The sequence below is a fragment of the Streptomyces sp. NPDC001450 genome, from assembly GCF_053597295.1.
Window position 1 is genome coordinate 1 of sequence record NZ_JBSFHY010000043.1, and the last position, 11,658, is coordinate 11,658.

Genomic DNA, 11,658 nt, shown 5'->3' on the forward strand with positions numbered 1-11,658 from the left:
CCCGTCGCGACGGGGCGAACGTCGCCTTCCGGGGCACTAGAAGCCCCGCAGTACAGCGGCCTTCGTCTTCGTGAACTCCTCGTCCGTGAGCACCCCGTCGCGGTGCAGCTCGCCCAGCTCCCGCAGCCGGCGCAGCAGTACGTCGTGGTGGTCGGCCTGCGCCGGCACGGCGGCCGGCGGCCGGTCCCGGTCCGTGAACGCGCCGCCGGTGCGGGTGGAGGGATGCGGCAGCCGGGCGGTGACGGCCGCCGCGACCAGCGCGGTCAGCAGGTCGCGCCGGACGCTGCCCCACAGGTCGAGGGTGTAGGGGTCCCGCTCGGGCGGCAGCTTGGAGAACGCCGTCTCCCGGGTCACGAACCTGAGGAAGCCGTCCTCGTAGCCGGAGTTGGGCAGCCACTCGACCTGGACCAGGTCGCCGAGGCCGATGATTCGCGGGCCGGTCGCGCGCTTGACCCGGTCGGAGGTGTCGGCCCAGTCGATGCGCACCTGGGCGCCGTCGAAGGAGACCGTGCCGTCGGAGGAGCGGACCGAGACCGGCACCGGCGGCCCCGGCAGGAGGTAGGCCGCCGTGGGCTCCTTGGGGACCTGGTCGAGCAGCAGCGCGTGCCGGATCTCCTCGGCGACGAACTCGGCCACCCCGCCGCGGTCCGCGTCCACGGCCAGCCGGTAGGGGTCGGCCGCCTCCGGCAGCCGCCCGCCCGTGGCCTGGAGCAGCGGGTCGGCGCCCTCGCGCAGCCGCATCCGCAGCCGACCCCGCTTGCGCTGGGGTTCGTAGCCGACGCCGGACACCGCTTCCAGGGGCACGGCGATCTCCCCGTACGTCTGCCGGAACAGCGGTACGCAACGGTCGAGTCCGGGGGTGATCCGGATCGCACTGCCGTCGAACGCCCAGGTGCCGTCCCGCTGGATGATCTCGGCCATGGGGAGATTCTCGCAGCCGGGTCAACACGGCGGCTCGAAGTTCACCCTCCAGGGCCCGGACGGGCGGGCCGGAACGCCCGTGCGTAGGGAACAATTCGCTCTCGACACAGGGGAGTTGCACGGTGGCGGGACGGCCCGCAGAGGGGTTCGCCGGCCGTGTCGCGGGTCGAGGGGAAGGCGGGCGTCGGGCGTGGCGGTGCAGGAGGCGAGACAGGGCGCGGCAACGGGTGCCGAAGGGGCGCACGGAGGCGGCTGCACCTGCGGGGACTGTCCGCACGGGGCTCGCGAGGGGCACCGGCGGGCCGTCGCCGCGTTCCTGCGTGCCCGCGACGAGTTCGCGGCCGGGCAGGGCCTGCCGACGGGCGTGGCGCACTCGGACTCCGCCTCCCGCCAGTGGGTTTCCGCGGAGCTGACCCAGCAGGCGGAGGCCGTCGCCGAACGGGGCCGGGCGGAGGGCGAGGCCTGGCTCGCCCGTCTGTGGTTGCGCACGGCGAGTGCGGTGGGGGGCGTGGTCGTCGCCCTGCTGCTCGCCGAGTCGCTCACCGCGGTCGGCGCGGGCTGGACCAGCGCCCGGACCGCCGCACTGCTCGCCGCGCTCGTCGTCGCGGGCACGCTGACCGCCGCCTCCTGGTTCCACCGGGCGCGCGGCGGGGCGCTGGCCCCGGTGATCGGCGAGGACAACCGGATGTCCACCTCCCGCGCGGTGGCCGCCTGCTGGGTGCTGTTCGTCGCCTACGCGGTGCTGCTGCTGGCGGGCCGCCTGGCCGCCGCCTCCGACCACGCAGAACGCGACGCGCTGCTTTCCGGCCTCGATCTCGTGCGCGGGGCGGGCGTGGTGACCGTCCTCGCCGTGGTGTGCGGGATCGCCGTGCTGGTCCGCCGGGTGGTCGGCCTGCGCATCCTCGGTCTGCGGCTGCAGAAGGTGCCGGCTCACCGGCCGCGCGCCGCCGACCTGCTGACCGACGACTCCGGCCGGGGCGCGTTCGCCGACATCCAGTACGTCGTCATCAGCGCCGTCGCCCTGGCGTTCGCCGCGGTTCGGCTGGCCCGCCGCCCCGACCAACTGCCCGATCTGCCCTGGGGCCTCGCCGTCGTGGTGCTGATCTCGGCCGCGACCTACCTGGTCGGCAAGTACGCCGAGGGCGGCCGTCCGATGATCCTCTCCGTGGTCCGGGCCCGTGAGCCCGGCGACCTGGACGGACCGATCCGCACCGGCGACGACATCGAGATCCGCGGCACCGGCTTCGTCCCGCCCGGCGCCCACAGTGCCGACCGCCTCTCCCGCATGGTCGTACGCATCGGCGCGGTGGACGTCCACGTTCCCCTGGTCCCCGTCACCGGCGGCTTCCGCAACCCCACGGACACCGTCCTGACCGTCCCGGTCCCGGCAGAGGTGGAGCCCGGCTCGGTGGAGGTGCAGGTGGTCACGGCGGCCGGGGTGGCGACCAACCGTTGCCTGGTCCAGGTGACGGAGTAAGTCCAGGTGACGGAGTAAGGGGAGGGGAGCGGTGAGCGAAGGCGTCCTGCCGGTGATACCGACCGACCCGCACTGGCAGCCCGAGCCCGAGCCCGCGACCGGCGAGCGCGCCGCGGCCCTGGTCCGGGAACTGGCCTCGGGCGTGCCCGGCGCCGAGGACCGCGATCTGGACGACGTGGAGCCGGACGTCGACCGGTACGAGCTGCCCAGGGCCGTCGACTGCGGCCGGAACCTGGTGCGCGTCGGCTGCCCGGCGTTCCTCCCCCACCGCTGACGAACTGACCGCCGTGGGCGCGGTGCTCGGTCACCCCGTGCGGCAGATCCAGGCCTGGATCTGACTCGCGTGCTCGTCCCGGGGGCCGGGATCCGAAATCCGGAAAAAGTCCGGGAGTGGATTGAACCATTCCCGTTTGTCGTACGTATCTTCGGGTGAGGGGTCGGCACGGCGGGTGAGAGGCGGCTAACGGCGATGACTCACGGCATGCGGACGGACACACAGACGTCCTACCTGAACCGCGGCGGCGACTGGCGGGACACGGCTACCCGCTACGCCCTCCTTCCGCTCCGGATCTTCCTCGGCGTCACCTTCATCTACGCCGGCCTGGACAAACTCACCGACAGCACCTTCCTGAAGTCCGGCGGTGCCGGATCGATCGGCGACACGATGCGCGCCGCCCGCGACTCCGCGGCCATCCCCGCCCTGATCGACATGGCCCTGAAGAACCCGGTCGGCTTCGGCTACGCCATCGCCCTCGGCGAGCTGGCCGTCGGCATCGGCACCCTGATCGGCCTGCTGGGCCGGCTTGCCGCCCTGGGCGGCGCGCTGATCTCGCTCAGCCTGTGGCTGACCGTCAGCTGGGCCACGACGCCCTACTACTACGGCAACGACCTCGCCTACCTGATGGCCTGGCTGCCCCTCGTCCTCGCCGGAGCGCCCTACCTCTCCCTTGACGCGGCCTGGCGCTCCCGCCGACGGCAACGGGCGGGCGGCTACCGCTAGGACCTGCCGTTCTCAGCGCCGCGTCGTCTGCGTATGCCCTGGGTCACGGCCGCCGTGAGACCGGCCAGGACGAGGCCGCCCGTCACCAGCGGGATGGCCACGAACCAGGGGGTGTTCCACAGGCCGGCCGCGTCACCGGCGTAGACGGCGCCGACGGTGGTGAGGAAGAGACCGGCGACCAGCTTCCCGGGCTGGAACTCATGACGCAGCACGGCTGACCTCCACCTCTCCGACGCCCACCCGCAGACCGAGTCGCAGTGTCCCGGCGTCCTTGCCGCCCTTGACCGGCGACAGCGTCACCGTCCTGTGCCTGCCGGGCTCCACGTCCACGTCCTTCCCGTTCTCGCCGGGCAACCGGATGTCGCCCACCCCCACGTCGATGCTCATCCGCACGGTCGCGTCCGCCGGCACGATCACCTTCAGCTGCCCCGCTCCCACGTCGGCCTCCGTGGCCACCGTCCGCCCCTTCGCCGGGTGCACGCGGGTCAGGTCCAGGGTGCCGATACCGGTGCCGAGGTCGTACGCGGACCGCACGCCCGCCGTCGCGGCCGGCTTCCAGGACGTCTCCCTCCAGTGGGTCGTGATGTCCTTGGGCAGAGCCGTGGCCCCCACGAGCAGCGCCGCCGTGATGATCGCCAGGAACACCGACCCGGCCCCGGTCCGCCCAAGGCAGGCGCTGAGCGTGATGCCCAGGCCGAAGACCACGAGCGCACAGGCGAGGCCGGCCTGCAGGCTGGTGCCCAGCGGGTGCGTGTCCCAGGTCAGCCCGGTGCCCAGGCCCCCGGCCAGCAGGGCGAGCAGGAATATCCAGCCGCCGATCCAGCGCGGGCCGCGTGCTCTCGGGGCTGTGGTGCGCGGCGGGTGTGTCGAGCCGTTGTGGGGCCAGGGGGTGGCGATGCCGACGTCCACGGACGAGGTCAGGTCGCGGGCGTCCCCGGGGCCCCACAGATACCCGGTGCCGCCGACATGGGAGCCGTCCTTGACGATCGGGTCCCGCCACCAGGAGGGGTAGGTGGTGACGACCGGCGGCGCCTGGGCCTCCGGCGGGGCGTCGGCGGCGGCCTGCACGGCGAGCGGATCGGGGTCGGCGGCACCACGCCGCCGCGACCAGTACCCGACGCCGGCCAGCAGCAGGGAGAGCACCGCGGCGAAGGTCAGCACCCCGCCGTTCTTCAGCATGGTCAGGAAGATCCCGCAGCCGACCAGGGCGAACAGCACGGCGGCCAGTGCCTGGCCGTCGACCCGGCCCGTCAGCAGCTTGCGGACCTCGTTCTCCTCTTCCTCCTCGTACGGCACCAGCAGCCAGGCGAAGCCGTAGAAGATGAGGCCGATGCCGCCGGTCGCGGACAGCACGGCCAGGGTGATCCGGAAGATCACCGGGTCCATGTCCGTCTGCCGTCCGAGCCCGGCACACACCCCGGCGATCATCTTGTGCCGGCGGTCGCGCTGGAACCGGAGGACGCCGTCGGTGGTCTCCGGCTCCCCGGCGGTGTCCTGCTCCCGCGTCGCTTCTGTCCCTTCCCTCTCTCCTGCCGTTCCCGTCCCTCCCGTCGCGGCGGGCGCGGCATCCGTCGGTCCGGTGCCCGGGGCCGGGCGCGGGCCGGGGCCGGGTCCCGGACCCGTCGCGGCGTGCTCGTGATCCGTCATGCGTCCATGGTGACGGCCCGGCCGCCGCGACGGCAGTCGGGATGACCCTGGGCGAACCCTGAGATCGGCCCTGAAAGACGGCGGGGAGACGTTCGACGCCCGGCCGGCGGGCCGATTCGAACGGCCGACTCGAAGATCAGGGGAGCCTAGGGGGTCGACCCTGATGCTCCGGGCCCGCGCCCATGTGACCATCGATGGCATGCCGGAAGCCGCAGCCCTCCCCCTCGACGACCCGCGGCCGCCGCGCAAGCTCTACCGCAGCAGCGACGGACGCTGGCTCGGCGGAGTGGCGCGGGGCCTCGCCGGGCACCTCGGGCTGCCCGTGATCTGGGTGCGACTCGCCTTCGTCGGCCTGTTCATGGCGAACGGGCTCGGAGCGCTGCTGTACGCCGCGTTCTGGTTCTTCGTGCCGCTCGGCGTCGGCGGCGTCGGCGACCAGAAGCCGCAGCCGCCGGTGGGCACCGCGACCTCGCCGGACGGCCGCCGCAGACTGCTGGCCCGCAAGCCGGACAAGGGCCAGATCGTCGCCCTGCTCCTCATGGTCATCGTGTCCATGGTCTTCGTGGGCAGCATCAACCTGACCAGTGCGGCCAAGGCGTATCTGCTGCCCGCCGTCCTGGTCGCGGCCGGTGTCGCCCTCGTCTGGCGCCAGGCGGACAACGCCCGCCGCGCCCGCTGGGTCGAGGTCGGCAGCCGCCGCCGCACCCTCACGCTGCTGCGCGCGGGCGCCGGCGTCCTGCTGGTCACCGCCGGCGTCTCCGCCATCTTCGTCATGCAGGGCTCGGCCGCCCACCTCGGCGCGGTCCTCCAGGCCGCGCTCGTCGTCCTCGTCGGCATCACGCTGCTCGCCGGCCCCTACCTGGTCCGCATGACCCAGGACCTGTCCGAGGAACGCCTGATGCGCATCCGCGCCCAGGAGCGCGCCGAGGTCGCCGCCCACGTCCACGACTCCGTGCTGCACACCCTCACCCTGATCCAGCGCAACGCCGACAACGCGGGCGAGGTCCGCCGCCTGGCCCGCGCCCAGGAGCGGGACCTGCGCACCTGGCTGTACAAGCCGGAGGGCACAGGCAAGGACGAGGCCGACGAGCCGGACACGGTCGCCGAGGCGGTGCGGCGCAACGCGGCCGAAGTAGAGGACAAGCACGGCGTGCCCATCGAGGTGGTCGTGGTCGGTGACTGCCCACTGGACGAGAGGACCGGCGCGCAGATGCAGGCCGCGCGCGAGGCGATGGTCAACGCCGCCAAGTACGGTGGCGAGGGCGGTGCCGTGCAGGTCTATGCCGAAGTCGAGGGGAGGACGGTCTTCGTGTCCGTCCGCGACCGCGGCCCGGGCTTCGACCTCGACTCGATACCCGCCGACCGCATGGGCGTTAGAGAATCGATCATCGGCCGCATGGAGCGCAACGGCGGCACGGCCCGGTTGCGGGCGGTGCCGGGCGGCGGCACGGAGGTCGAGCTGGAGATGGAGAGGGCGGAGAAGACGTCATGAGCGACGCGACCGAGGCGAACGGTACGGCGGGAGCGGCGGAGCCGGCCGGGTCCGGCCCCGCCGGGAAGCGGCATGTGCGCGTGGTGCTCGTCGACGACCACCGCATGTTCCGCACCGGGGTGCAGGCCGAGATCGGGCAGACCGCCGAGACCGGCGTGGAGGTGGTCGGCGAGGCCGCGGACGTCGACCAGGCGGTCACGGTCATCACCGCGACGCGGCCCGAGGTGGTCCTCCTCGACGTCCATCTGCCGGGCGGCGGCGGGGTCGAAGTGCTGCGCCGGTGCGCCGGGTTGATGGCGGACGCCGAGCAGCCGGTGCGCTTCCTCGCGCTGTCCGTGTCGGACGCGGCGGACGACGTGATCGGCGTGATTCGCGGCGGCGCCCGCGGCTATGTCACCAAGACCATCACCGGCACCGACCTGATCGACTCGATCTTCCGGGTCCAGGAGGGCGACGCCGTCTTCTCCCCGCGCCTGGCCGGGTTCGTCCTGGACGCCTTCGCCTCCACCGACGCCCCGCCGGTCGACGAGGACCTGGACCGCCTCACCCAGCGCGAGCGGGAGGTGCTGCGCCTGATCGCCCGGGGCTACGCCTACAAGGAGATCGCCAAGCAGTTGTTCATCTCGGTGAAGACGGTGGAGTCCCATGTCTCGGCGGTCCTGCGCAAGCTCCAGCTGTCCAACCGCCACGAGCTGACCCGTTGGGCCACGGCGCGACGGCTGGTCTGACTGCTGCCGGGCAGCCGCCCTCACGCCACCCGCGTCGCCCCCGCGAACGGCATCTGGTCGATGGGGGCCACCCGGACCGGTGCCGAGGGGTTCGGGGCGTGGACCATCTGGCCGTTGCCGATGTAGATGCCCACATGGCTGATGCCGGAGTAGAAGAACACCAGGTCGCCGGGCTGGAGTTCCGAGCGGGAGACCCGTCGGCCCGCGTTGATCTGGGTGTAGGTGGTGCGGGGCAGGGAGACGCCGGCGGAGCGGTAGGCGGCCTGGACCAGGCCCGAGCAGTCGAAGGCGTCCGGGCCGGTCGCGCCCCACACATAGGGGCTGCCGAGCTTCTGGTAGGCGTAGGCGACGGCCGCCGCCGCGCGGGAGCCGGGGGCGGCGGGGGATCCGGCCGGCTCCAGGGTCGGCCGGGCGTCCGAGGCCGAGCGTGAGGCGTGCCCCGGCGCGGTGCCGTCGCCGGTGACCTGCGCGCGCTGCGCCGGAGTGAGCCGGGCCAGCAGGTCGCGCGCCTCCGCCAGCTTCCCGGTGATGGTCTTCTTCTGCCGCTTCAGCTCCGCCTGCCGCGACCGCAGCGCCTTCAGCTCGATCCGGGCGGCGCCGCGCAACTGCTCGGCCTCCCGCAGCTGTTCGCGTACCCGCGCCACGGCCCCGGCCTGCCGGTCGCCGGCCCGCTCCGCGAACGCGGCCCCGTCCAGGTACCGGTCGGGGTCGCTGGACAGGGCGAGCTGCCAGGCGGGGTCGATCCCGCCCTCGCGGTACTGCGCCGCCGCGAACGAACCCAACGCGTTCCGGGAATCGTTGAGCTTGTCCTGCTTCCGGGCGGTCTCGTCCCGCAGCGAGTTCAGCCGCCGCTGGGTCGTGTCCGCCTTCTCCTTCGCACCGTTGTACTTCTCGGTGGCGGTCTCCGCCTCCTGGTACAGCTTGTCCACCTTGGCCTTCACCTGCGTCGGTGTCAGCTGCGGCTCGGCGTTGCCGGTTCCGTCGAAGGCCGTCGCGGTGGCCGCGCCCGCCAGGGCGAGAGTGACGGCCGTGCGGGCCGTGTTTCCGCCGAGCGAGCGCTGTCGGGGCTTGCGGTGCGCTGCCACCTGGACCGTCACGTCCTTCCGTAGGACTCCTGCGACCGGACGAGTGGTGCGTCCGGCGGCGGCCCGCACAGGGGAAGCGGGCCGCCGCCGGACCTTTCTCGGCGGTGGTGCCCGACTGCCGCCCCTGGCCCGGGCGGCGGTGGGGAGCCGGTCACCTGGGGGAGGACGCTAAACCCGGTGTGACGGGTTGGTAACGTGGAGTGCGTAACTGGCTTCGAGCGATCGAGATGTGACCGCATGTGACCGGGTTGCCGGTCTGGAGTCGTCGCCTTCACGTAGCGTAGTGACCGATGCGCGGAATGCTGGACACGCGGGAGTCATGTGGTGCTATGGCGCGCATATATGCAAGATCCGCGGATGCTCCCGGCGGGCCCGGTGACAGGAGCCTGTCGGACCCCTGACTAGGCTCCAGGCTCATGGACGTACTCATCCATCTCTTCGTCGGCCTGCACATCATCGGCATCGCCGCGCTGCTCGGCGGATTCCTCACCCAGATGAAGGCGATGGGCCAGGGCACGGCCCGCTTCGTCCCCGGGATGCTGCACGGCGCGTTCACCATGCTGGTCACCGGTGTGGCCCTGGTCGGCCTCAACCAGGCCGAAGGCCACCACGTCAACACCGTCAAGATCGGCGTGAAGCTGGCCCTGCTGATCGTCATCCTCGGGCTGGTCTACGTGAAGCGTGACGAGGAGAAGGTGGACAAGAGCCTCTTCGGGCTGGTCGGCCTGCTGACCATGGCGAACATCTTCATCGCCGTGCTGTGGACGTGACGCTCAGCGCCGTCCGCTGATCCCGGCGCGGGCCGCGAGAACCGCGCCCGCCGCGCCCGTGAGCCACGCCGCCACCGCCACCCACACCAGGACCCGCCCCGGTCCCCTCGGCCACGCGATGCCCACGGCCGCCGCCACCGACAGCATGGCCGCCCCGGTCATCCCCATGGGGAACACCGTCGCCCAGCGCCGCATGTCGTAGCGCGGCCGCGGCCGGGCCACCTCGGCGACGAGCAGGACCACGTAGCAGGCCAGATCCAGGAAGAGCAGCGCCACCGTCACGTTCCGCAGTACGCCCCGGTCGTCGTCGTTCCACAGGTACAGCCGCGCACTGTCGGCGGAGAGCAGTCTCGCCCCGGCCAGCGCCGAGATGGCGAGCGCCCCGCCCGCGATCCAGTGGTCCCCGGCCCCCTCGAGGACCTGCCGCGGATCGAAGCGCAGCAGGGCGAGGCCGTAGAGCACCAGGCCCAGCCAGAACAGCACCAGCGCGGCGTGGGCGAGCCATGCCGTCGTCTCGGCCGCGGCCAGCGTGGCCGCCAGTACCGCAAGCCCCTGTGTGGCCACACAGCACAGGAACACCGCTCCCGGCATGTGTCGCTCCCAGTGCTGTACGACCAGGTACAGCAGCACCGGCCAGAGCGCCACGGCCAGAACCAGCGACGCCTCGGCCAGGGTCTGCCGGCCGAGCGCCGAGAACCGGGTGCCGAGCACGGCCGTGGCGGCGACGGCGGTGAGCGCGCCCGGGCTGTGTGCCTCGGCCACCCAGCGCTCCCGCTGCGCCACCAGCCGTGCGAGGAAGTCGGCGGCCAGCGCCGCCCAGGCGACGCAGGCCAGCCACAGGAAGACGCGGGACACCGTCTCGGTGCCCGTCAGATGCAGGCCCAACGACACGATGCCGGTCGCCATGACGGCGGCTCCCGCCGCCGGCGGACGCCCCGCCCACCACGCACGCAGAGCCGAGATGCCGGGCATGCGCCCGATGCTAGGCAGCCGCGCGCGCGGGGCGCGGAGGCCACGCGCGCGCGGCGTTCGAAAGCTCGAAAAGAGGACGGTCGGGCCGGACGAAGGGGATGGTCAGGCGGGTCGGACCACGCTGTGGATGATCGATTCGCCGCCGTAGTAGATCGACTCCTCGCGGACGTACGCGCCGGGCTTGGGAGCGTGGATCATCATGCCGTTGCCTATGTAGATGCCGACGTGGCTGATGTCGTCGTAGAAGAAGATCAGGTCGCCGGGCTTCGCGTCGGCGAGGGAGACCGTGGTTCCCACGTTCACCTGGTCGTAGGTGGTGCGCGGGAGCGAGACGTCGGCGGCCTTCCAGGCGGCCTGGGTGAGGCCGGAGCAGTCGTACGAGTCGGGTCCGGTGGCGCCCCACACGTACGGCTTTCCGATCTGGGCACGGGCGAAGGCGATCGCCTTCTCGGCCTTGGTGGCGTACGTTCCGGAGGACGTCGACGACCCGCCGGACGAGCCGCCGGACGTCGACGAGCCGCCGGAGGTGGACGAGCCGCTCGTCTGCTGTGCCTGCTCCTGCGCCTTGGCCTGTGCCGCCTGCTGCTTCGCCAGCTCCGCGGCCTTGCGTGCGGCCTCCTCCTGCTTCTGCCGCTCGATCGCCGCCAGCCGGGCCTTCTCCTCGGCCGTCAGCTGGGACAGCAGCTTGCGCGCGGCGGCGAGCTTCTTCTGGACGGTGGCCTTGGCGGTCTGCAGTTCGTTCTGCGACTCGGACAGCGTCTGGAGGCTCTTGGCCGCCTCCTGCCGCTTCTTCATGGTCGCGGCCTGCTCGGTGACGTAGTCGTCGACGGCGCTCTTCTGGCGCGAGGTCAGCCGGTTCATCAGCTGGCTCTCGTCGAAGTAGTCCTGGGGACTGTCCGCGAGCAGGAAGGTGGCGGTGTCGGGCGTGGCGGCCCCGGTCCGGTACTGGGCGGCGGCGAACGAGCCCAGCTCCCCGCGGGCCTTGTTCAGCCGGGCGGTCCGCCGGGCGACCTCGTCGCGCAGGGAGTCGATGTGGGTGCGCTGCTTGCCGGTCTGCTCCTTGGCGGCGTTGTACTTCTCGGTCGCCGACTCCGCCTGGCGGTAGAGGTCGTCGACCTTCTTCTCGACCTCCTCCAGGCTCGGCTTTCCATCGGTCGAGGGAGCGGCGTCGGCCGTCTGGGACAGCACGGCCACGGAGGTGAGAGCGGCGGTGGCGGCGAGGGCTGGGGTGCGGAAACCTGCTCCGAGTGTGCCCGCGGGGCGCGGCTTGCGGTGCGACGCCAAGGGAGGCGACTCCTTCCATGTGCCGCCTACCGGGTTAGCTGTCGGGTTCGGGCGGGTGGTCGGAAGGTTTGCCCTACGGCCCTCGTCCCGGGCGGGACGTGTGCCGATTCACCCCAAGGTTCGGTGGGTCCCCGGCTCCGGTCACCGTGCGGGGGTGCGCCGGACTCGGCGGAGGCCGCGCGGATCGGCGACGTTCGCCGGAAGGGGGCGCGCGGCCCGCCCCGCAACCTAGCCAACTGGTGTGTCTCGTGTGAAGGTTGGTGCACGATATGTCCGATACAT

General features: G+C 72.5%; 12 protein-coding genes and 1 riboswitch. Of the genes, 6 read left to right on the plus strand and 6 right to left on the minus strand.

The genetic code is table 11. The features are described from left to right. Window positions 1-36: 36 nt before the first annotated feature. Window positions 37-921 carry a DUF4429 domain-containing protein gene (locus ACWC5O_RS35990; protein WP_450584157.1) on the minus strand — a complete coding sequence of 295 codons (885 nt, stop codon included), beginning with the start codon at window positions 919-921 and terminating at the stop codon, window positions 37-39. 190 nt (window positions 922-1,111) lie between these two features. Between ACWC5O_RS35990 and ACWC5O_RS35995 the strand changes: the two genes are divergently transcribed. The 3 genes from ACWC5O_RS35995 to ACWC5O_RS36005 all read left to right on the plus strand — a co-directional run bounded on the left by ACWC5O_RS35995 (window position 1,112) and on the right by ACWC5O_RS36005 (window position 3,398). Beyond that, window positions 1,112-2,398 (plus strand): hypothetical protein, encoded by a 1,287-nt coding sequence (locus ACWC5O_RS35995; RefSeq protein WP_450584156.1) that lies wholly within the window; start codon window positions 1,112-1,114, stop codon window positions 2,396-2,398. Between the two features lie 31 nt (window positions 2,399-2,429). Next, window positions 2,430-2,672: a hypothetical protein gene (locus tag ACWC5O_RS36000; RefSeq protein WP_450584154.1), complete on the plus strand. Its 243-nt coding sequence runs from the start codon at window positions 2,430-2,432 to the stop codon at window positions 2,670-2,672. A 195-nt stretch (window positions 2,673-2,867) separates the two neighbouring features. Continuing rightward, complete coding sequence (locus ACWC5O_RS36005; protein ID WP_450584153.1) at window positions 2,868-3,398, plus strand: DoxX family protein; 531 nt, start codon at window positions 2,868-2,870, stop codon at window positions 3,396-3,398. Here the strand turns inward: ACWC5O_RS36005 and ACWC5O_RS36010 are convergent. Together ACWC5O_RS36010 and ACWC5O_RS36015 are read right to left on the minus strand one after the other, a co-directional pair. Beyond that, complete coding sequence (locus ACWC5O_RS36010; protein WP_450584151.1) at window positions 3,395-3,610, minus strand: hypothetical protein; 216 nt, start codon at window positions 3,608-3,610, stop codon at window positions 3,395-3,397. The two genes, ACWC5O_RS36005 and ACWC5O_RS36010, sit on opposite strands and share 4 nt — an antisense overlap. Next, window positions 3,597-5,045: a PspC domain-containing protein gene (locus tag ACWC5O_RS36015; protein ID WP_450584150.1), complete on the minus strand. Its 1,449-nt coding sequence runs from the start codon at window positions 5,043-5,045 to the stop codon at window positions 3,597-3,599. Before ACWC5O_RS36015 ends, ACWC5O_RS36010 begins: the two co-directional genes overlap by 14 nt. A gap of 199 nt (window positions 5,046-5,244) precedes the next feature. Between ACWC5O_RS36015 and ACWC5O_RS36020 the strand changes: the two genes are divergently transcribed. Together ACWC5O_RS36020 and ACWC5O_RS36025 are read left to right on the plus strand one after the other, a co-directional pair. After that, window positions 5,245-6,537, plus strand: coding sequence for an ATP-binding protein (locus ACWC5O_RS36020; protein ID WP_450584149.1), 1,293 nt, complete (start codon window positions 5,245-5,247; stop codon window positions 6,535-6,537). Beyond that, on the plus strand, window positions 6,534-7,265 hold the full coding sequence (locus ACWC5O_RS36025; RefSeq protein WP_450584148.1) for a LuxR C-terminal-related transcriptional regulator: 732 nt from the start codon (window positions 6,534-6,536) through the stop codon (window positions 7,263-7,265). Before ACWC5O_RS36020 ends, ACWC5O_RS36025 begins: the two co-directional genes overlap by 4 nt. A gap of 20 nt (window positions 7,266-7,285) precedes the next feature. On the opposite strand, the gene ACWC5O_RS36030 is transcribed toward ACWC5O_RS36025, so the two are convergent. Beyond that, window positions 7,286-8,350 carry an NlpC/P60 family protein gene (locus ACWC5O_RS36030; protein WP_450584183.1) on the minus strand — a complete coding sequence of 355 codons (1,065 nt, stop codon included), beginning with the start codon at window positions 8,348-8,350 and terminating at the stop codon, window positions 7,286-7,288. A 416-nt stretch (window positions 8,351-8,766) separates the two neighbouring features. On the opposite strand from ACWC5O_RS36030, the gene ACWC5O_RS36035 reads away from it, so the two are divergent. After that, a complete protein-coding gene (locus ACWC5O_RS36035; protein ID WP_450584146.1) occupies window positions 8,767-9,120 on the plus strand; it encodes a hypothetical protein in 354 nt (117 codons plus the stop codon). Window positions 9,121-9,123: 3 nt separating this feature from the next. Here the strand turns inward: ACWC5O_RS36035 and ACWC5O_RS36040 are convergent, their stop codons facing one another. After that, window positions 9,124-10,092, minus strand: coding sequence for a tellurite resistance/C4-dicarboxylate transporter family protein (locus tag ACWC5O_RS36040; protein ID WP_450584145.1), 969 nt, complete (start codon window positions 10,090-10,092; stop codon window positions 9,124-9,126). Window positions 10,093-10,194: 102 nt separating this feature from the next. Beyond that, window positions 10,195-11,376: an NlpC/P60 family protein gene (locus tag ACWC5O_RS36045; RefSeq protein ID WP_450584143.1), complete on the minus strand. Its 1,182-nt coding sequence runs from the start codon at window positions 11,374-11,376 to the stop codon at window positions 10,195-10,197. An 8-nt stretch (window positions 11,377-11,384) separates the two neighbouring features. Continuing rightward, window positions 11,385-11,557, minus strand: a riboswitch (cyclic di-AMP (ydaO/yuaA leader). Window positions 11,558-11,658 lie beyond the last annotated feature (101 nt).